The 19,577-nt window shown below is 52.0% G+C and carries 18 protein-coding genes and 1 riboswitch; of the genes, 9 read left to right on the forward strand and 9 right to left on the reverse strand.

Annotated elements, in window-relative coordinates; translation table 11 throughout:
- Window positions 1–20: 20 nt before the first annotated feature.
- The 3 genes from NV375_RS06570 to NV375_RS06580 all read right to left on the reverse strand — a co-directional run bounded on the left by NV375_RS06570 (window position 21) and on the right by NV375_RS06580 (window position 2,912).
- Complete coding sequence (locus tag NV375_RS06570; protein WP_258807392.1) at window positions 21–383, reverse strand: hypothetical protein; 363 nt, start codon at window positions 381–383, stop codon at window positions 21–23.
- A gap of 21 nt (window positions 384–404) precedes the next feature.
- Entirely contained in the window at window positions 405–2,477 is a 2,073-nt protein-coding gene (locus tag NV375_RS06575; protein ID WP_258807393.1) for a M13 family metallopeptidase, read from the reverse strand.
- 150 nt (window positions 2,478–2,627) lie between these two features.
- Complete coding sequence (locus NV375_RS06580; protein ID WP_126771560.1) at window positions 2,628–2,912, reverse strand: encapsulin-associated ferritin-like protein; 285 nt, start codon at window positions 2,910–2,912, stop codon at window positions 2,628–2,630.
- A gap of 287 nt (window positions 2,913–3,199) precedes the next feature.
- On the opposite strand from NV375_RS06580, the gene NV375_RS06585 reads away from it, so the two are divergent.
- Window positions 3,200–3,397 (forward strand): type II toxin-antitoxin system HicA family toxin, encoded by a 198-nt coding sequence (locus NV375_RS06585; protein ID WP_258239885.1) that lies wholly within the window; start codon window positions 3,200–3,202, stop codon window positions 3,395–3,397.
- Between the two features lie 11 nt (window positions 3,398–3,408).
- Window positions 3,409–3,828, forward strand: a complete 420-nt coding sequence (locus NV375_RS06590; RefSeq protein WP_258807394.1) for a type II toxin-antitoxin system HicB family antitoxin — start codon at window positions 3,409–3,411, stop codon at window positions 3,826–3,828.
- Between the two features lie 147 nt (window positions 3,829–3,975).
- Here NV375_RS06590 and lpdA read toward each other — a convergent pair whose 3' ends face one another.
- From lpdA to ampD, 6 genes are all read right to left on the reverse strand, one after another.
- Window positions 3,976–5,403 (reverse strand): dihydrolipoyl dehydrogenase, encoded by a 1,428-nt coding sequence (lpdA, locus tag NV375_RS06595; protein WP_258807395.1) that lies wholly within the window; start codon window positions 5,401–5,403, stop codon window positions 3,976–3,978.
- Between the two features lie 89 nt (window positions 5,404–5,492).
- On the reverse strand, window positions 5,493–7,244 hold the full coding sequence (gene aceF / locus NV375_RS06600) for a dihydrolipoyllysine-residue acetyltransferase (protein WP_258807396.1): 1,752 nt from the start codon (window positions 7,242–7,244) through the stop codon (window positions 5,493–5,495).
- A gap of 21 nt (window positions 7,245–7,265) precedes the next feature.
- A complete protein-coding gene (gene aceE, locus NV375_RS06605) occupies window positions 7,266–9,935 on the reverse strand; it encodes a pyruvate dehydrogenase (acetyl-transferring), homodimeric type (RefSeq protein WP_258807397.1) in 2,670 nt (889 codons plus the stop codon).
- 9 nt (window positions 9,936–9,944) lie between these two features.
- The gene (gene pdhR, locus NV375_RS06610; RefSeq protein WP_258807398.1) at window positions 9,945–10,703 is read right to left on the reverse strand and encodes a pyruvate dehydrogenase complex transcriptional repressor PdhR; all 759 of its coding nucleotides are present in this window, start codon (window positions 10,701–10,703) and stop codon (window positions 9,945–9,947) included.
- Window positions 10,704–10,923: 220 nt separating this feature from the next.
- A complete protein-coding gene (gene ampE / locus NV375_RS06615; protein WP_258807399.1) occupies window positions 10,924–11,760 on the reverse strand; it encodes a regulatory signaling modulator protein AmpE in 837 nt (278 codons plus the stop codon).
- A 10-nt stretch (window positions 11,761–11,770) separates the two neighbouring features.
- Entirely contained in the window at window positions 11,771–12,322 is a 552-nt protein-coding gene (gene ampD, locus NV375_RS06620; RefSeq protein ID WP_126771567.1) for a 1,6-anhydro-N-acetylmuramyl-L-alanine amidase AmpD, read from the reverse strand.
- A gap of 119 nt (window positions 12,323–12,441) precedes the next feature.
- Here ampD and nadC point away from each other — a divergent pair, with 119 nt between their 5' ends.
- The 7 genes from nadC to zapD all read left to right on the forward strand — a co-directional run bounded on the left by nadC (window position 12,442) and on the right by zapD (window position 19,567).
- A complete protein-coding gene (gene nadC / locus NV375_RS06625) occupies window positions 12,442–13,308 on the forward strand; it encodes a carboxylating nicotinate-nucleotide diphosphorylase (protein ID WP_405035605.1) in 867 nt (288 codons plus the stop codon).
- Between the two features lie 91 nt (window positions 13,309–13,399).
- Window positions 13,400–13,520, forward strand: a riboswitch (cyclic di-GMP riboswitch).
- A 172-nt stretch (window positions 13,521–13,692) separates the two neighbouring features.
- Window positions 13,693–14,187, forward strand: coding sequence for a prepilin-type N-terminal cleavage/methylation domain-containing protein (locus NV375_RS06630; RefSeq protein WP_258807400.1), 495 nt, complete (start codon window positions 13,693–13,695; stop codon window positions 14,185–14,187).
- 81 nt (window positions 14,188–14,268) lie between these two features.
- A complete protein-coding gene (gene pilB, locus NV375_RS06635) occupies window positions 14,269–15,966 on the forward strand; it encodes a type IV-A pilus assembly ATPase PilB (RefSeq protein ID WP_258807401.1) in 1,698 nt (565 codons plus the stop codon).
- Between the two features lie 11 nt (window positions 15,967–15,977).
- Window positions 15,978–17,210, forward strand: a complete 1,233-nt coding sequence (locus NV375_RS06640) for a type II secretion system F family protein (RefSeq protein ID WP_258807402.1) — start codon at window positions 15,978–15,980, stop codon at window positions 17,208–17,210.
- Window positions 17,210–18,091, forward strand: coding sequence for an A24 family peptidase (locus NV375_RS06645; RefSeq protein WP_258807403.1), 882 nt, complete (start codon window positions 17,210–17,212; stop codon window positions 18,089–18,091). Before NV375_RS06640 ends, NV375_RS06645 begins: the two co-directional genes overlap by 1 nt.
- Window positions 18,091–18,717: a dephospho-CoA kinase gene (gene coaE, locus NV375_RS06650; protein WP_258807404.1), complete on the forward strand. Its 627-nt coding sequence runs from the start codon at window positions 18,091–18,093 to the stop codon at window positions 18,715–18,717. Before NV375_RS06645 ends, coaE begins: the two co-directional genes overlap by 1 nt.
- Window position 18,718: 1 nt before the next feature.
- Window positions 18,719–19,567, forward strand: coding sequence for a cell division protein ZapD (gene zapD / locus NV375_RS06655; RefSeq protein ID WP_258807405.1), 849 nt, complete (start codon window positions 18,719–18,721; stop codon window positions 19,565–19,567).
- The last annotated feature ends 10 nt before the right edge of the window (window positions 19,568–19,577 follow it).

The raw sequence follows: 19,577 nt of genomic DNA on the forward strand, positions 1-19,577 counted from the left end.
ACAAACTGAGAAAAAGAAGATCAGCTGTTTGCAGGCATCGGTGGACGTTCGAGACGGTCCTTACGGGTAATAAGGTTTGCTAAGGTAGGTAGCCACTGTCGTTGCTCGGGCAACGCACGGGCTGAAGAAAAGTTGGGCAACAACGCAAGCGCCGTCGCACCACAATAGTGTTGGCAGTCACTACAACTGCCATCACAGGACATATGCTCAGCCATCGCGGTAGCTTGATCACTGTCGTCACAGCAGGCATGGTCTGCCGCCATGTCGTGATGTTGCGTCGTCATGGTTGTCACCGCCTCGCCCAGAGGCGCAGCAGCGTATGCTGGAGCCACTAAAGGCGCCAGCAATAACAACATTATGAGTAGACGAGTCATCACGTTCATAGCGACAGTCTAACCCATTTCTTACCAGATAGTCACGCGTTCTTCTGGTGGTATGTACATCTCGTCACCAGGCTTCACGTCAAAGGCTTCGTAGAACGCCGGAACGTTGACGACGGTACCGTTCACGCGGTAGTACGCAGGCGAATGCGGATCGCTCAAGACTTGATTACGCGTGTATTCGTCACGTTGCTTGGTCTGCCACACTTGTGCCCAACCCAAGAATACGCGTTGTTCGCCCGTGTAACCATCAAGTACCGGCGAAGGTTCGCCATTCAACGAGTCTTTATAAGCTTTATAGGCAATCGTTAAACCAGCTAAATCACCAATGTTTTCGCCAAGGGTCAGTTTACCGTTCACGAACACACCTTCAATTGGCTCGTAGCTGTCGTACTGAGCGGCCAACATTGCGCCACGCTCGTCGAACGCTTCGCGGTCACCGTCAGTCCACCAGCTTTGCAAGTTGCCGTCGCCATCGTATTTTGACCCTTGGTCATCAAAGCCATGACCGATTTCGTGACCGATGACTGCACCGATGCCGCCATAGTTGACTGCGTCTTCGGCTTTTAGGTCAAAGAACGGTGGTTGCAAGATACCAGCCGGGAACACGATTTCATTACGCACTGGGCTGTAATAAGCGTTGACGGTTTGTGGCGTCATGCCCCAATCTTCTTCTTTGACGGGCTCGCCGATTTTGCTGATGTTCTCTTGATAATCGAACTCAGATGAACGCTTGTAGTTGCCAACCAAGTCGTCTGCCGTCACCACCAACGCCGAGTAGTCACGCCACTCGCTTGGATAACCAATGTATGGAGTGAATTTGCTTAGTTTTTCCAAGGCTTTTTGCTTGGTTTCTTCGCTCATCCAGTCCAGTTCTTTGATCGATTCGCCGTAAGCTTTGATCAAGTTGTCGACCAAGGTTTCCATCCGTTGCTTAGCTTCCGGTGGGAAGTATTCGGCAACATAAAGCTGGCCTAGCACTTCACCGAGTGCGCCATCAGTCGCATCCACACCGCGCTTCCAACGTGGCTGTTGCTCTGGCGTACCGTTGAGTACTTTGCCGTAGAACGCAAAGCGGCGATCGCTGATGTCTTCGCTCAAGGCATTGGCGAAACCATTCACCAAGCGCAGGCTCAAATAGTGCTGCCAAGTTTCCAACGGCACGTCTTTGAACATGTCGCCAAAGCTTTCGAAGTACGAAGGTTGACGCACAACAGCATCTTGCACCGTCGCAATACCCGCAGCTTCTGTGTAAGCACCTAGATTGAAGTCGCCCATAAGTTCTTTGACTTCATCCATGGTTTTCTTGTTGTAAGTTTTGTCGGCGTTACGGCTCTCAACACGACTCCACTGCACTTCAGCGAGTTTTGTTTCAAGTTCCAGCACGGCGTCAGCCGCAGCTTCTGCTTGCGCATAGTCAACCAAGCCTAAGACGTCTTTGATATACGACTTGTAAGCTTCACGAATTTCGACAAACTTTTCTTCGTCTTTCAGATAGTAATCACGATCCGGAAGACCAAGGCCTGACTGGCTCATGTACATGGTGTTGACGTCAGGATTCTTCGCATCGGCATAAACATAGAAGCCGAACGGCGAGCTGATACCGAAGCGCGCCATTTGCGCGAAGTGCGCTGCAACTTGGTCGTGGTTTTGTAAGTTTGCAATGGCTTCAAGGTCTGCAGCAATCGGTTCATAACCGAGGCTGTTCAGGCGTTCAACGTCCATGAAACTGTTATAGAAATCACCGATTTTATCGGCGTTTGAGCCTGGTTCAGGTGACGCTTCTGCGGCAGTTTCAATGATCTTGCGCAAGCGCTCTTGGTTTTCGTCACGCAGCTCGTTAAATGAACCGATGCGTGAACGGTCCGCTGGGATCTCGGTTTTCTCGACCCAACCGCCATTCACATAGGTGAACAGGTCATCTTGCGGACGCACGCTGGTGTTGAAGTCTTGTAAATCGAGGCCAGACGTCAGTTGTTGCTGTTGCACGTCAGCTTGTTGTTCGGTGGCTGTTGATTCTGTAGATTGTTGTGGCGAACACGCCGCTACGCCAAGTGCCAAGGCGACACTTAGTGCTAAAGTACTAACTTTACGCATAACTTCCTCTTAAAAAACAAAAAGCGTTATTCGTTATTCGTGCGTTCGGCTACGCCTTACTTTTCGTCCGTGCTTCGCACTATTCAATAACGAACAGTGAGCGCAGCGAGCGGACGAACAGCGCAGCGCACGAATAACGAGTAACGGGTTTTAGTGGCCTATCACGTCTTCGGTGAATAGGTATTCTTTCAATTCTTCGTCAAACTTTTTATCACGCCGGCGGATCCACTCCAACGTCATCGCCGCATGTTCTTTTTCTTCATCACGATTGTGAATCAAAATTTTGCGCAGCTCATCGTCTTTGCAGACGTCAATGCGTTGGTTGTACCAATCCACGGCTTCCAGCTCTTCCATGAGGGAAATGATGGCACGATGCATGTCGCGGGTTTCGTCCGACAACAGTTCGTAGGGCTCATGATAACCTTCGTTTGCCATAACTCGCTCCTTTCTTTTGTTAAAAAGTCTTTCGGCGAAGTACCTCTTTACCTTACGGGATGCGCCGGAGTTGTACAACTGGAATGATGGGTACCCCGTGGTTCTACCACGGGGGAACGCCAACACAACAACCATGGTGGAAATGCGTAGCCCGTGGTTCTACCACGGGGAGTGTCGAATTCAACAGCCATTGTCGAAACGTCAGATTGGACCCGTAGTAAACTACGGGCTACAAGCATTACCTTTAATACACACCCATGTGTACAAATTACAACTAAGGGACTAGAATGCATTCACGAGAGTTAATAAAACTATTGAAACGCAACGGATGTCGATTCATTAGGCATGGCAAGGGCGATCACCAAGTCTGGTTTTCATCCACGACAGGTATGAAATTTACCGTTCCTCATCCGAACAAGGATTTACCGATCGGCACAGTTAGAGCCATTTTTCGTGCCGCTGGCATTGAGTACAAACCTCATTAGGAGTAGGCAATATGTTATTTTTAGTTGGGATTGAACCGCCAAAGAAAGAAAGCGAAGCATGGGGGATTGTCGTGCCGGCTTTTGAAAAGATCGGTTTACTCTGTGTTTCTGCCGCTGATAGCCGTACCGAAATTTTGCCTCGGGCCAAACAAGCAATCATGACGATGGTGGAAGAAGCCCTAAACAACGGACATCTACTCTCTCAGTTGGAGCCAGATTTACGTGATTATAGGCTTAATAACCCGGAGTGTGATGAATGGCTTGCTCTCGAGGTGTCAGTGGAGCACTTACGGCAACGACAAAAGCGCATCAACATTACCATGTCGGAAGCCTTATTGGCGCGCGTTGACTCCTTCGTGAAAGTGCACCCTGAATACAAAGATCGCTCGGACTTTCTCGCCAAAGCCGCCGACGAATTAATGTTCAAGTAGCCCGTGGTTCTACCACGGGGGACTCTATTTAAACAGCCATTGTCAAAACGTCAGATTGAACCCGTAGTAGAACTACGGGCTACTGCGCATACAAAAACACCGCGAGGCCGGAGCGTCGCGGTGTTCGTTTAACCAACGTGGGATTGGTTATTTTTTCTTCGCTTTCTTGTTCGGGAGGTCGGTGATCGAGCCTTCGAACACTTCAGCGGCCAAGCCTACCGATTCGTGTAGGGTTGGGTGCGCATGAATGGTCAAAGCGATGTCTTCAGCGTCACAACCCATTTCGATGGCCAAGCAGACTTCACCGAGCAATTCGCCAGCGTTTGAGCCGACCATTGCACCACCGATGATGCGGTTGTTCTTGTCGAACAACAACTTGGTCATGCCGTCGGTTGCGCCTTGCGCGATCGCGCGGCCTGAAGCTGACCATGGGAACACAGCTGCTTCGTACTCGATGCCTTGTTCTTTGGCTTCTTTCTCGGTCAAACCTGCCCATGCAACTTCTGGATCAGTGTAGGCAATCGAAGGAATCACTTTCGGATCGAAGTAATGCTTCTTACCGGCAATCACTTCAGCAGCAACGTGGCCTTCGTGTACCGCTTTGTGCGCTAGCATTGGTTGGCCAACCAAGTCACCGATAGCGAAGATGTTCTTCACGTTGGTGCGCATTTGCTTGTCAACTTCAATGAAGCCGCGGTCAGAAACGTTCACGCCCGCTTTGTCTGCGCCAACCTTGCCACCGTTCGGAGCACGGCCTACGGCTACCAACACTGCGTCATATTTAACTGGCTTGTCAGGTGCGTTGTCACCTTCGAAAGTCACATAAATACCGTCTTTCTTCGCTTCAACTTTCGCGGCCTTGGTGTTCAACATGACGTTGTCGAACTTGCCTTTGATGCTCTTCATGAACGGCTTGATGATGTCTTTGTCGGCAGGTGGAATCAACTGGTCGGTCATTTCCACAACGTCGATCTTCGAACCAAGTGCGCTGTACACACAACCCATTTCAAGGCCGATGATGCCGCCGCCCAAAATCAACATGCGGTCAGGTACAAAACGCAGTTCAAGTGCCGCAGTTGAGTCCCATACGCGCTCGTCGTCATGCGGTACGAACGGCAGTTTGATCGACTGTGAGCCAGCCGCGATGATGGCGTGCTCAAAGTTGATCACAGTTTCGTTGCCGTCGCTGTCTTTTACTTTCAGCTGCTTGTCGCTGGCGAATTCGCCGTTACCAGTAACGACTTTCACTTTGCGCATTTTCGACATCTGACCAAGACCACCGGTCAATTGGCCGATAACTTTTTCTTTGTGCTTACGAATTTTATCGAGGTCGATTTTTGGCTCGCCAAAAGCGACGCCTTCGTCAGCCATGTGCTTCGCATCTTCAATGTGCTTGGCAAGGTGCAACAAGGCTTTTGATGGGATACAGCCAACGTTCAAACAAACACCGCCAAGGGTGCTGTAACGTTCAACCAATACGGTTTCCAAACCTAAGTCAGCGGCACGGAAGGCTGCTGAGTAACCACCAGGGCCTGCACCGAGTACGACCACTTGGGCATTCATTTCTTTGCTCATGACGACCTCTTACTTTCGTAGAATTTCGTTGAATTCGGTTAACTTTCGCGCGGGGCGGATTATAACAGCCCCAGCGCGATTTGTTTAATTTATAGAACCAGCTTGCGAATATCTGACAACACGTTGCACAGATACACACTAAAGCGCGCAGCCACCGCACCGTCAATGACACGATGGTCGTAAGACAGGCTGGTCGGCAGCATTAAGCGTGGCTCAAAATCTTTGCCATTCCATTTCGGTTTCATTTCACTTTTTGAAACACCGAGAATAGCAACGTCAGGGGCGTTAACGATTGGCGTAAATGCCGTACCGCCGATGCCACCAAGACTAGAGATTGAGAAACAACCGCCCTGCATGTCTTGCGCTTTGAGTTTGCCGTCACGCGCACGGGTGCTTACGTCGACCAACTCTTCTGACAATTCGTAAATGCCTTTTTTATCAACATCACGAATGACTGGCACAACCAAGCCCCCAGGGGTGTCCACTGCGATACCGATATGAATGTATTTCTTCATGATCAGGTGCTCGCCGTCTTCGTGCAGTGACGAATTGAACACTGGGTATTCTTGCAGCGCTTTGGCGACAGCCTTCATGATGAACACCAATGGGGTGATCTTCACGCCGTCTTTTTTCTTCGCTTGTAGCTCGTTCTCTTGCTTACGGAATTTCTCGAGTTCAGTGATATCCGCTTCATCGAACTGCGTCACGTGTGGGATGGTTACCCAGTTGCGATGCAAGTTCGGGCCAGAAATTTTCTGGATGCGCGTCATTGGCACTTCTTCGATCTCGCCAAATTTGCTGAAATCGACTTTCGGCGGTGCGATGACTTGTAAGCCACCCGCGCCTTGTGCAGTGCCGGCTGAAGCTGTTGCTTTCGGACGTGAAAGTTCGTATTTCACGTACTCTTGCACGTCTTCTTTCAAGATGCGCTCTTTGCGGCCTGAACCTTTGACTTGGTTCAGGTCGACGCCGAATTCACGGGCCAGGCGACGTACCGCTGGTGACGCGTAAGCGAGGCCTTCGGCTTTGCCCTTTTTGTCCAGCGGGTGATCGGGGACTGGTGGGGCTTTGCGTTCGCCGGAGGCGGTGACGCGGCCTTCGTCGGATTGGGCATCGGCGTTGTCATCAGATTTGCCCGTGGTAGAGCCACGGGGTACATCGGTGTCGGTGGATGATCCCCCCGTGGTAGAACCACGGGGTACGTCGGCGTCCGCCGATGAGGTGACTTCCAACGTGATGACGAGTGAGCCTTCGCTAACTTTGTCGCCGACGTTGACTTCCACGGACTTGACGGTGCCGGCTTCTGGCGACGGTACGTCCATGGTGGCTTTGTCGGTTTCGAGAGTAATCAAGCCATCTTCTTTTTCGATGCTGTCGCCTTCGTTGACGAGCACTTCGATAACGTCGACTTCGCCGTCTTCACCGATGTCTGGGACTTTGACTTCGATGGTTTTGGTTTCACCACCGGTGTCGGCGTCGGCATCGTGGTCAGAGTCGGCGTCGGAATCACCATCGGTGTCGGTGGAGGTTTCCCCCGTGGTAGAACCACGGGCTACATCGTCGTCCGACGAGTCATCGGAGTCGGAGTCGGAGTCAGCGTCGTCGGCGGCTTCGAGCATGGCGATGAGGTCGCCTTCGCTGATTTTGTCGCCAACGCTAACTTTGATTTCGCCCACGGTGCCGCCGAACGGTGCCGGGATGTCCATTGAAGCTTTGTCGCTTTCAACAGTGATCAAACCATCTTCGGCTTCAACGCTGTCGCCTTTGCTCACCAGAATTTCGATGACTTCGACTTCGTCGCCGCCGACATCGGGGGCGAGTACTTCTTTTAAATCTGCCATAGTCGTCTGCGCTCCCGTGGTTTATGCGTAAAGTGGATTGATTTTGTCAGCATCAATGCCGAAGTCTTTGATGGCTTGCGCCACCACTTTCTTGTCGACATCGCCCGCTTTCGCCAACTCCGCAAGCGCCGCGACCACAATGTAGTCTGCACTTACTTCGAAATGACGACGCAAGTTTTCGCGGCTGTCTGAACGACCGAAGCCGTCCGTACCAAGCACACGATACGGCGTAGGTACCCACGCACGAATCTGATCCGCGTACTGCTTCATGTAATCCGTTGCCGCCACCGTCGGGCCTTTGGCCTTCTCAAGTAACTTGGTCACGTAGGCAACTTGCTCTTTCTTGGTTGGATTCAGCATGTTGTAACGGTCAACGTCCAAGCCATCACGTGCCAACTCGTTAAACGAGGTTGCACTGTAGACTTTCGAGGTAATCCCGTACTTGTCTGCCAACATCTCAGCCGCAGCACGAACTTGCTGCAAAATCGTACCTGAACCCAGCAGCTGAACTTCGCCCTTCGCACTCTTCGCTTTATGCGTCTCGAGCTCGTACAGACCTTTGATGATGCCCTCTTCGACACCTTCAGGCATTTCTGGCTGCTGGTAGTTCTCGTTCATTACCGTGAGGTAATAGAACACGTTCTCTTGCTCGCCATACATGCGGCGCAAGCCATCTTGCACAATGACCGCCACTTCATAACCGAACGTTGGGTCATAGGTCACACAGTTCGGTACGGTGTTGAACAACAAGTGGCTGCTGCCGTCTTGGTGCTGCAAACCTTCACCGTTCAGGGTCGTGCGGCCAGCGGTACCACCGACTAAGAAACCGCGCGCTTGGCTATCGCCAGCGGCCCACACCAAATCACCCACACGTTGGAAACCAAACATGGAGTAATAGATGTAGAACGGAATCATCGGTTCGTTGTTGGTCGAGTAGCTGGTCGCTGCGGCAACCCATGACGCCATAGCGCCAAGCTCGTTGATACCTTCTTGCAGTACCTGACCTTTCTTGTCTTCGCGATAGTAGGCCACTTGATCCGCATCTTGCGGCTCATATTTCTGGCCTTGGCTGGAGTAAATGCCCACTTGGCGGAATAAGCCTTCCATACCAAAGGTACGTGCCTCATCCGGAATAATCGGCACGATGCGCTGGCCGATTTTCTTGTCTTTCAGCAACGCCGTCAGCACCCGTACAAAGGCCATGGTGGTCGAGATCTGACGATCTCCTGAACCTTTCAACACGGCATCGAAGGCTTTCAACGCAGGCATTTCTAGCTCAACGTCGGTGTTTGCGCGACGCTTCGGCATGTAACCACCAAGGGCTTCACGACGCTCGCGCATGTATTTCATTTCTGGGCTGTCGTCCGGGAACTTGTAGAACGGAATATCTTCAAGCTGGTCGTCTTTCACCGGAATATTGAAGCGGTCACGGAAATGTTTGATCGCTTCCATGTCCATCTTCTTCACCTGGTGGGCAATGTTTTTACCTTCACCAGCCGCGCCCATGCCGTAACCTTTCACGGTCTTCGCCAAAATCACTTGTGGGCGACCTTTAGTGTTCACTGCTTTATGGTACGCCGCGTAAACTTTCACTGGATCGTGACCACCACGGTTCAAACGCCAGATGTCTTCATCTGACAAGTTCGCCACCATCTCTTTGGTTTCTTCAGTTTTGCCGAAGAAGTGTTCACGCGTGTACGCGCCGCCTTTGGCTTTGTAGTTCTGGTATTCACCATCCACGCTGTCTTGCATGATTTGCGCCAACTTGCCTTCGGTGTCGCGATACAGCAACGGATCCCAGTAGCGGCCCCAAATCACTTTGATCACTTCCCAGCCAGCGCCGCGGAAGGTGCCTTCCAGTTCTTGAATGATTTTGCCGTTACCACGGACCGGGCCATCCAAACGCTGCAAGTTACAGTTGACGATAAAAGTCAGGTTGTCCAGGCCTTCACGGGTCGCAAGGCTAATCGCGCCCAATGTTTCTGGCTCATCCACCTCGCCGTCGCCCAAGAACGCATACACGCGCTGGTTCGAGCAATCTTTAATGCCGCGGTCCGTCAAATATTTCAGGTACCGCGCTTGGTAAATCGCTTGGATCGGACCTAAGCCCATCGATACCGTTGGGAACTGCCAAAAATCAGGCATCAATTTCGGGTGCGGGTACGAGCTGATGCCCTTGCCATCGACTTCTTGACGGAAGTTGTCGAGCTGCTCTTCGCTAATGCGGCCTTCTAAATAAGCGCGCGCGTAGATACCCGGTGAGGCGTGACCTTGAATAAACAAGAAGTCACCGCCGTCTTGATCGGTCGGTGCGCGGAAGAAGTGGTTAAAGCCAATGTCGTACAGCATCGCTGACGACGCAAAGCTGGAAATATGACCGCCTAACTCGAGCTCTTTCTTCGAAGCGCGCAAGACCATCGCCAATGCGTTCCAACGAATCGCAGCACGTACACGTGCTTCCATGCTCTGGTCGCCTGGCATGGTCGGTTCTTGGCTGGCTGGAATGGTGTTCAAGTACGCCGTGGTAGCGGCATAGGGCAGGTAAGCGCCGCTGCGGCGGGCTTTCTCAATCAGTGACTCCAACAGGTAATGGCCACGCTCAGGGCCATCTTCTTCCAACACGACTTCGAGGGCGTCGAGCCACTCGCGTGTTTCCTGTGGATCAAGATCGTCTTTCAAATGGTCAGTCATACTTTATCCTTACCCAGTTTGCGTTCGACGTAATGACCGCTGAATCCGCGACTGTTCACGGTTCGAGGCCAATAACGCGTGTTCAATATAGGCTAGCAGCTGATGGCACGTTTCGCGTGCCTGCTCAGGGTCGCCAGCTTTAATGGCAGTCACAATGTGCTGCCGATGTTCATGAAGTTCCTGCATGACGCCCGGCTTATGTGCGAGGTCCTGCAAGTTTTGTTGAATATTTTTCTGCAACAGTGGCTGCATACTGCGCACTAAGTGTAAGAGGATCACATTATGCGATGCTTCGCAGATACGCAGGTTAAACTCGGTGAGCGCTTGCGCTTGTGCGGCGAGCTCCGTGCCGGGCTCTTGTTTGATGTCGGCAAAGGCCTGCTCGATGCGCTCTAAATCATTTGGCGTGCCGCGCATCGCCGCATAATACGACGAGATACCTTCGAGCGCGTGACGAAACTCAAGCAGATCGAACTGCGATTCAGGGTGCTGTGTGAGCAGTTCGAGGAGCGGTTCCGCCACGCGCTTCTGCATGTTATCGCAGACGTAAGTGCCACCGCCTTGACGTCGCTCAAGTAAACCGCGCGCTTCAAGTTTTTGAATGGCTTCGCGCAGGCTTGGCCGCGACACTGAAAATTGATGCGCAAGATCCCGCTCCGACGGCAAGCGCGCGCCAGCTTCGAGAGTACCGTCGACGATCATTGCTTCAATGCGTTGCATGATCACGTCAGACAGTTTTGTCGGTTGTATGCGGTCAAAATTCGTCATTCGTTATTCGTACGCTCACTACGTTCGCTGTTCGTGCGCTTCGCTGTTCGTAGCCCGTGGTTCTACCACGGGTCACGCCACACGTTTCGACCATGCCCGTTCAATTCGCCACCCCCCGTGGTAGAATCACGGGCTACTGGGTCATTGGTCTTACCAAAAGCAATGCGGGCATTTTAGACCAAATGACGGCACAACCCAAACTTTTCTTGGCTTTTCTTAACTAAAGCCAGCCTGCGATCGTCAAAATCGCTAACAAAACAATAAAGAACAACAAGTTACGCTTCAGCAGCGCGACAGTGGTCAGAGCAGTTGACGTCACATCATCCTCATGTTTCGGTGCCAAATCTTCCGCCGCGTCAGCCACCTTCGCCAGCGCCACAAAGTTATTCTGCGGCGTATTGCCCACCGAACTCAGCCACACCGGCAGCGCCTTGCCAAAATTGCCCACCATCAAAAAGCCAAAGCTCATCAGTCGCGTCGGCAACCAATGCAACACCAACTGCAACTGCGTCCACGCCTTATTCCGCGGATGCTTCATGTCCCGTAACGTGGCGTACACCAGTGCCCCAAACACGCCAAACAGCACATAATAAAGCAGCGTGGCAAAATAAAAGCGCAAGTGAATCCACAGCAACAACTCGTGCACGGGTGCCGCCTCATGTCGCCCAGCCGCAAGCCGCAATTGCCGCAGCTGTTCCGCACACGCACCCGTATCGCCCTCATGGGCCGCCGCCAGATAAGCTTTATAAGCCTGTCGCGCCGCGCCACATTGCATGGTCGCCAACAATGCCAGCACACCCACCACAAACGACAGCAAAAACGAATCCAGCAATGCCACCACAAAACTAATGATCAAGGCCGGCAATACCGCCCATACCACTTCACCGAGCAAGTGCTGTCGCCACTGGCTAATCTTCTCTTGGCTGTCGCCACCCATTTGCGTTTGTTTGGTTTGCCATTGTTGCCAACGCAACACAATGCGTCGCCAATGCAAGTTGCGACTCAAAGTCACCGAACGTTCTAACGAGTAGGCCAACAAAATCGCCAATAATTGCATGAATGTGTCCTCAAAGTTCCTGTGCTAACAGCGAACGAAAATGGTCCCAGTCAAAGGCTGGACCCGGATCAGTTTTGCGCACCGGCGCAATATGTTGATGCCCAACAATACGCTGTGGCGTCAACGCGGGGTACTCACGCACCGCCGCTGCAGCAAGCCGCGCAAGTTGTTGATACTGTTCTTTAGTGTAGGGGTCGGTATCCGTTCCCTCAAGTTCAATGCCGATGGCAAAGTCATTACAGCGCCGCCGTCCGCAATAGTGCGAGACACCTGCATGCCAGGCCCGTTTATCAAACGGCACGTACTGCACAATTCGGCCATTGCGATGAATCACGCAATGGGCCGACACCCGCAGCCCCGCCAGCACATCAAAGGTCGGATGCGCCTTCGTATCAAGCGTCCCCATAAATAGTTGATCAATATACGGTTGACCAAACTCCCCTGCGGGTAAGCTAATGCCATGCACAACCAGTACACTAATGTCCTGCGGATCAGGCCGCTCATCATGATGCGGCGACAACTTTTGGGTAGCTTCGTTAAGCTTGCCTGCGGTGATATCCACGCGCCATTCCTCTTTATACTATGGTTAACCGATGCAGAAATGCCTTCGCAACATTGTCACCCCCAACGCCAGCCATTACAATACACAGAACATTGGACCACTAACCAAGAGCAACCGCAATGGACACTCGCGTACAACCCGCCATGCTTATTGCCGACCGTAAGCACATGGTCAGCCGCGCCCTCGAAGAAGACTTGAATGGTTTGAGTGGTGATTTAGACATCACTGCGCAGTTGATTCCCGCCGAGCAACAAGCCTATGGCCACATCATTACCCGCGAAGATGCCGTGATCTGCGGCGTCGACTGGGTCAATGAGGTGTTTAAAGTGCTCGGTAGCGAGGTTAGCTTGGAATGGCATGTGCGCGATGGCGATCACGTTACAGCCGATAGCCTATTATGCGAGTTGCGCGGCCCTGCCCGTGCCATGCTCACCGGCGAGCGCACTGCATTAAACTTTCTGCAGACCTTATCGGGCGTCGCCACCACCACTGCGCGCTACGTTGCTGTGCTCGACGGCTCCGCAACCAAACTCTTGGATACCCGCAAAACCATTCCCGGTTTACGCACCGCATTAAAGTACGCAGTGGTGTGCGGCGGCGGCAGCAATCATCGCGTGGGGCTGTATGACGCGTATCTGATCAAAGAGAACCACATTATGGCCTGCGGTTCGATTGCCGCAGCCGTCAGCGCCGCACGTACCTTGCATGCAGACAAGCCGGTCGAAGTTGAAGTCGAGAACCTTGGCGAGTACGAAGAAGCGCTCGCTGCGGGGGCGGATATCATCATGTTAGACAACTTTAGCTATGAGGATATTCATACCGCTGTTAAATCAAGGTCAAAAAATGTGCGTTTAGAAGTGTCTGGTAATATTACTTTAGAACATTTGGAAAAACTTGTAACTACAGGAATTGATTACATTTCTTCTGGAGCCTTAACGAAACATATTCAAGCGATTGACCTTTCCTTGCGTATTTCAGAAGCGTAAGTATTGACGAAACCCTTACATCTGCTATGTTTAATTTGCAGTGCGCAAACCGCAGGCGTGGTCTATGCTGCGTTTGGGGAGTGCCAGGCAGTGCTTAAAAAGGCAAAGCCACCGAGAGGTGGTGACGCAAAACCTCCGGTCCAACCCAGAGTCTTTTACAGCTATACAACTTTATCACTGTAAAGATGCTGGCGGATAGCGGGGATGCAGGCTAAAGTCTGGTGGATGGCGTGGCTTTTCGGCTTTACACACGGTCGCAAGCGCAACCACAGTCTTTCGGCTAGTGCAGAGTAATTGTTGTGTTGGTGTGACAACCAACAAAGGATTGCCACACCCTACAACAATAATAATGGAACTACTTACGTTACTTTCGGGAGATTTGACATGAAAGCGCAAATTCAAAAAGGTTTTACCTTAATCGAATTGATGATCGTTGTTGCGATCATCGGCATCTTGGCGGCCGTCGCCATTCCACTTTACTCGGATTATACGCAGCGTGCTAAGGCTAGTACTGGTATTACTGCTTTAGCATCTTTGAAAACTGCCGTGTCCATGTGTTACCAAGAAAATGGTACCGTCACAGGATGCTCGAGCACAAGCAGTACTACAGCTACTAAAATTCCAGCTGCTTTGACTGATGCTGATGCAATTAACGGGTTAAATTCAGCTTCAGTAACAGATGGAACCATCACCGCTCAGTTAGATGCTGTTGATACAAGTGGTACTAATATCACCGTAAACCTCGTTCCCGCTGATGGGGGCGGTTCAACCATCAATTGGGTACTTCAATGCTCAGATTATGGAACAGATGGCACTGATAGCCGTGTAGATGGTTGTGTTGCAGCCACCGGTGCTGCGGTAGCTAATAAGTTAACCTAAAAAAATATGATTGAGTGGAGCGAAAGAAGCTAACTTCTTTCGCTCGCATTTTTTGTTTTTGGACGTACTGACCATAATTCGATGCTACACCATTCCCTTGCGGCGCTGTTGCTGCGTGACAGACGGATTCCTGAAGCGCAACTGAAAAGTTGTAGCGAGTACGCATGGGAAACGAAACTGCCCTTTACTACTGTTCTACTGGAACGCAAACTCATTCCCCCGAGCGACTTGGCCGCGTTTTGCTATAACGAATCCAACTCCCCTTGGTTGGATCTTGATAGCTTTAATGCCGACCAAATTCCTCCACAATTTATCAATGAACGTTTAATTCGCAAAAACCACGCGGTGCCCTTGTACCAGCGCGGCAATGTGCTGTACATCGCAGTGTCAGACCCGACCCGCATTGAAACGCTTGACGAGTTCCAGTTCCGCACGCGCTTGCAAGCCGAAGCTGTGTTGGTTGAAGAAGACAAGCTTCAAAAGCTTATTGATAAGTTACTGGAAAACGAAAGCTCAATGCTCGGTGTCACCGAGCAAGACGAACAAGAGCTGCGCGAAATCGATGCCGACGGCGAGATCCGCGAAGAACAAGGTGCGGTTAATGTTGATGGCAAAAACGATGCGCCGATCGTCATCTACATTAACAAAATGCTACTTGACGCTATTAAGCGCGGCGCATCGGATTTGCACTTTGAACCTTACGAGGGTGAATACCGCATTCGTTTTCGTATTGACGGCGTGTTACATGAAATTGCCCGCCCGCCGTTTGCGCTCTCGGCACGTATTGCCGCGCGTTTAAAAGTGATGTCGCAGCTCGATATTGCCGAGCGCCGCTTGCCGCAAGATGGCCGGATTAAGCTGCGCTTGTCGAAAAACAAAGCCATTGATTTCCGGGTGAGTACCTTGCCGACGATGTATGGCGAGAAAATTGTACTGCGGATTCTCGATTCTGCCGCGGCGATGATGGGCATTGAATCCTTGGGTTATGAACCCGAACAACAAAAGCTTTATGAAGACGCACTAAAACGTCCGCAAGGCATGATTCTGGTGACGGGTCCCACAGGATCGGGTAAAACCGTCTCCTTGTACACTGGTTTGAATATTCTGAATACCAATGAGGTGAATATCTCCACCGCCGAAGACCCGGTCGAGATTAACCTGCATGGTATTAACCAAGTGCAAATTAACGTTAAAGCTGGGCTGACCTTTGCTGATGCGTTGCGCTCGTTTTTGCGGCAAGACCCCGACATTGTCATGGTCGGTGAGATCCGTGACCTCGAAACCGCAGAAATTGCCATTAAAGCGGCACAAACCGGTCACTTGGTGCTCTCGACCCTGCACACCAATTCAGCGGCCGAAACCTTAACCCGTTTGATGAACATGGGCGTGCCGTCGTACAACATTGCCAGCTCAATTACCTTGATTATCGCGCAGCGCTTGGCTCGTCGCCTGTGCAACGAATGCAAAGAACCGGAAGACATCCCTAAAGAAGAGCTACTACGCCAAGGCTTCACTGAAGAGCAACTCCCCCATTTAAACCTGCAAAAGGCGGTCGGCTGTGACCAATGCACGGGCGGCTTTAAAGGTCGTACAGGGGTATACGAAGTTATGCCCGTGACAGAAGCCATTCAAGAACTTATTATGTCTGATGCAGGTTCGTTGCAAATTGGCCGCCAAGCGCGTAAAGAAGGCTATAATTCATTACGACAGTCAGCACTACGTAAAGTCGCCGATGGCACCATTAGCTTGGCGGAGGCGAACCGCGTCACTAACAACTAAGGCTTGGCTCTATGGCTACTGCAGCAAAAAAATCAAAAATAGAAGACTTCAGTGAGTTTCAATGGCAAGGCCTGAACCGCCGTGGCCAGAAAGTCAAAGGCATTATGCGCGGCGACAATGAAAAAGAAGTCCGCGCCAAACTTCGTGACCAAGGCATTAATCCGCGCTCCGTCAAAAAGAAAGCCAAGCCGCTGTTTGGCAATAAGAAAATTAAAGGCGCCGATATCGCGCTGTTTACCCGCCAAATTGCCACCATGCTTGAGGCCGGTGTGCCCTTGTTGCAAGGCCTGGAAATGGTCGCCAAAGGGACCGACCATGTACGGGTGCGTAATCTCATGTTAACCATTGCCGATGACGTCGGCGGCGGTTCACCGTTAGCCGCATCGTTACGCAAGCACCCTGAAGTGTTTGACCCCTTGTACTGCGACTTAGTGGATTCCGGCGAACAGTCCGGTTCTCTTGAAGCGATTTACGATCGTATTGCCACCTACCGCGAAAAATCTGAAGCGCTAAAAGCAAAGATCAAAAAAGCCTTGGTCTACCCTGCTGCGGTTATCGTGGTAGCGATTATCGTGACCATGATCTTATTGGTGTACGTGGTGCCGCAGTTTGAAAGCGTGTTTAATGACTTCGGCGCCGAACTACCAGCCATGACCCAGTTTGTGGTCAACCTCTCAGAAGTCGTGCAAGCCTATGCACTCTATATTGTCGTTGGTTTTATTATTGGTGCGTTCTTGTTCGGCCGCGCCATGGTGAAAAGCGAGAAATTCCGCGACAAGGTACAAGCCTACTCGTTGAAAATCCCCGTCGTCGGTATGATTTTGCACAAAGCTGCCGTGGCACGTTTTGCGCGAACGCTGTCAACCACTTTCGCTGCCGGTGTACCGCTGATTAATGCTTTAGAATCCGCTGCCGGCGCCTCAGGTAACTCGGTCTACCGCGATGCGATTTTCCGTGTGCAAAGTGACGTCACCTCGGGGATGCAAATGCACACCGCAATGGTTAACGCCGATGTGTTCCCCACCATGGCCAACCAAATGGTCTACATTGGTGAAGAATCCGGTTCACTCGATGACATGCTCGCCAAAGTAGCCGACGTTTACGAACGTGAAGTCGACGACCTCGTTGACAACCTGACCGCGCTGTTGGAGCCCATGATCATGGTGGTCATTGGTGTGCTGGTTGGTGGCTTGATTGTCGCCATGTACCTACCGATCTTCAATCTCGGCGCAGTGGTGGGTTAATGCCAGAACAATTTGCAGAACTGTACTCGTTTTACCCAGCGTACAGCGGGATTACTTTGGCCTTTGGTTTGATTCTTGGCTTGGTGGTTGGCAGCTTTCTCAATGTGGTGATTGGCCGTTTGCCGGTGATGATGCAGCGCCAATGGCAGCGTGAATGCGCGGCGGTCAACGAGCAACCTGAGCCACAGCAAGAGACCTTCAACATCTCAACACCGGGCTCGCACTGCCCCAAGTGCAAGCATCCGATCAAGTGGTATGACAATATTCCGGTTGTTAGCTGGTTGGTGCTGCGGGCCAAGTGTCGTCACTGTAAAGCGCCGATTTCGCTGCGCTATCCGGCCATTGAAATCCTCACTGGCGTCACCTTCGCGAGTCTCGCTTGGTTCTTCGGTGCCGGTTGGCCGACACTGTTTTACATGATTTTTGCCGCCTTGCTGATCGTCATGTTCTTTATTGACTATGACCATATGCTGCTGCCTGATCAGCTCACCTACTTTACCTTATGGCTGGGGCTCTTTGTCGCTTGGCTCGGTGGTCCGGTGTTGCTGCAAGATGCGGTGATGGGCGCCATTGCTGGGTATTTGTCGCTGTGGTCAATTTATTGGGTGTTCAAGTTGCTCACCGGCAAAGAAGGCATGGGCTATGGTGACTTTAAACTGCTCGCCGCCTTTGGCGCTTGGGCGGGCTACCAAATGCTGCCGGTGATTGTGCTCGCGGCCGCCTTTAGCGGTGCGGTGATTGGTATTACCCTGCAGGTGGTGAAGCGTAAAGAGCAAGGGCAACCGATTCCGTTTGGGCCGTTTTTGATCTGTGGCGGAGTGATTGCCATGATCTGGGGCGAACAGCTGCTGACTTGGTACTGGGGCTTGGTGCGTATCTAATGTGGGTGCTCGGTGTTACCGGTGGTATCGGCTCAGGTAAAACGACGGTCACGAATCTCTTTGCCGCTCATGGCATTGAGGTGGTTGACGCTGACGTGATTGCCCGTCACATTCTTGATCAAGGCACACCTGCCCTTGCGGCAGTAACCGAGCGCTACGGTACAGAGGCTTTGCAGGTCGACGGCTCACTGAACCGCGCTTGGCTGCGGGAAAAAATTTTCCAACAGCCGGAAGAAAAGGACTGGCTCAATGCCCTTACCCATCCGCTGATTCGCGAACAACTGCTGGCAGCATTGCAAAACGCCAGCTCGCCCTATGTGATTCTGTCGGCGCCGTTGTTGGTCGAGAACAACCTCACACGCTATTGTGATCGGGTGCTGGTGGTGGACGTGACGGAAGCCACCCAACGCCAACGTACGGCACAGCGCGACAGCGTCAGTGCCAGCCAGGTTGACCAAATCATGCAAGCACAGGCGACCCGCGAACAACGACTTGCAGCGGCTGACGATATCATTAACAATGATGGCGATAAGATCTTACTCGCACCGCAAGTGGCAAAGCTACACGCGCAGTATTTGCGTTTAGCCCACGATGCCGAGACCAACGACCAACCGTCGAAGAGTTAGGATGAGCTACCAGTCAGACTTGTTTCAGGGCGTTGCAACCGAGTCAGAAGCAGCTATGATAGAGCCAATGACCAACGCAACACCTATGACCAACGCCGAAAGTGCGTACACGATTGACTATGAGTACCCGCTCCATGAACGGGTGCGTACGTACTTGCGTCTGGAGCATTTGAAGCAATTGCTGAAGCCTTCGGCGGCGGTGGATGCGAGTAACTATGGTCGCTATTTTGATGCGCTGTTCGCAATTTTAGAGCTGTGTGAGCGCAGTGATGTGCGTACCGATGTGCAAAAAGACCTCGATCGGCGTCGTGCGCAGTTACAAGTATGGGCGCAACATCCCGACGTTAACCAAGCCCAAGTGCAAGCCCTCGCCGAGCGTGTGCAAGGGGCGATTCAAGCAATTCAGCCAATGACCCGCATTGGTAGCCACCTGAAGCAAGATCGGTTGCTCAGTGTTACCCGACAGCGTTTTGGTATGCCCGGTGGCACCTGTAATTTTGATGTGCCGCAGTTGCACTACTGGCTGCATCAGTCGCAGGAGCACCGTGACGCTGACTGTGAGCGCTGGTGGCGTGAGTTTAAAGTGCTGTTTGAAGGCATGGAGCTGGAGCTCGAACTACTTCGCGGGCAATCGCAGTTTGAATGGGTGGTTGCGGAAGGTGGTTTGTTGCAAGAGAGCACCGAGCCGTTAAGCTTGCTGCGCATTCGCGTGCCAGCTGATGTGCCTGCCTACCCTGTCATCAGCGGCCATAAACAACGCTTCAGCATCCGCTTCTTGAGCACCTGCCCACAACAAGGCAAAGCCTCGTTCGCCAACGACGTCGAATTCGAAATCGCGCTCTGTCCTTAACCGTCATGCT

Source organism: Pseudidiomarina sp. CB1 (assembly GCF_024752025.1).
In the GTDB taxonomy this organism is placed as follows: Bacteria; Pseudomonadota; Gammaproteobacteria; order Enterobacterales; family Alteromonadaceae; genus Pseudidiomarina.

Bases quoted from the DNA above. Each gene is read 5' to 3' on its own strand.
- NV375_RS06585 (WP_258239885.1), top strand. From the start codon at position 3,200: ATGCATTCACGAGAGTTAATAAAACTATTGAAACGCAACGGATGTCGA.
- NV375_RS06575 (WP_258807393.1), bottom strand. From the start codon at position 2,477: ATGCGTAAAGTTAGTACTTTAGCACTAAGTGTCGCCTTGGCACTTGGC.
- nadC (WP_405035605.1), top strand. From the start codon at position 12,442: ATGGACACTCGCGTACAACCCGCCATGCTTATTGCCGACCGTAAGCAC.
- coaE (WP_258807404.1), top strand. From the start codon at position 18,091: ATGTGGGTGCTCGGTGTTACCGGTGGTATCGGCTCAGGTAAAACGACG.
- lpdA (WP_258807395.1), bottom strand. From the start codon at position 5,403: ATGAGCAAAGAAATGAATGCCCAAGTGGTCGTACTCGGTGCAGGCCCT.
- ampE (WP_258807399.1), bottom strand. From the start codon at position 11,760: ATGCAATTATTGGCGATTTTGTTGGCCTACTCGTTAGAACGTTCGGTG.
- NV375_RS06590 (WP_258807394.1), top strand. From the start codon at position 3,409: ATGTTATTTTTAGTTGGGATTGAACCGCCAAAGAAAGAAAGCGAAGCA.
- NV375_RS06645 (WP_258807403.1), top strand. From the start codon at position 17,210: ATGCCAGAACAATTTGCAGAACTGTACTCGTTTTACCCAGCGTACAGC.
- pilB (WP_258807401.1), top strand. From the start codon at position 14,269: ATGCTACACCATTCCCTTGCGGCGCTGTTGCTGCGTGACAGACGGATT.
- aceE (WP_258807397.1), bottom strand. From the start codon at position 9,935: ATGACTGACCATTTGAAAGACGATCTTGATCCACAGGAAACACGCGAG.
- NV375_RS06630 (WP_258807400.1), top strand. From the start codon at position 13,693: ATGAAAGCGCAAATTCAAAAAGGTTTTACCTTAATCGAATTGATGATC.
- pdhR (WP_258807398.1), bottom strand. From the start codon at position 10,703: ATGACGAATTTTGACCGCATACAACCGACAAAACTGTCTGACGTGATC.
- zapD (WP_258807405.1), top strand. From the start codon at position 18,719: ATGAGCTACCAGTCAGACTTGTTTCAGGGCGTTGCAACCGAGTCAGAA.
- aceF (WP_258807396.1), bottom strand. From the start codon at position 7,244: ATGGCAGATTTAAAAGAAGTACTCGCCCCCGATGTCGGCGGCGACGAA.
- NV375_RS06580 (WP_126771560.1), bottom strand. From the start codon at position 2,912: ATGGCAAACGAAGGTTATCATGAGCCCTACGAACTGTTGTCGGACGAA.
- NV375_RS06570 (WP_258807392.1), bottom strand. From the start codon at position 383: ATGAACGTGATGACTCGTCTACTCATAATGTTGTTATTGCTGGCGCCT.
- NV375_RS06640 (WP_258807402.1), top strand. From the start codon at position 15,978: ATGGCTACTGCAGCAAAAAAATCAAAAATAGAAGACTTCAGTGAGTTT.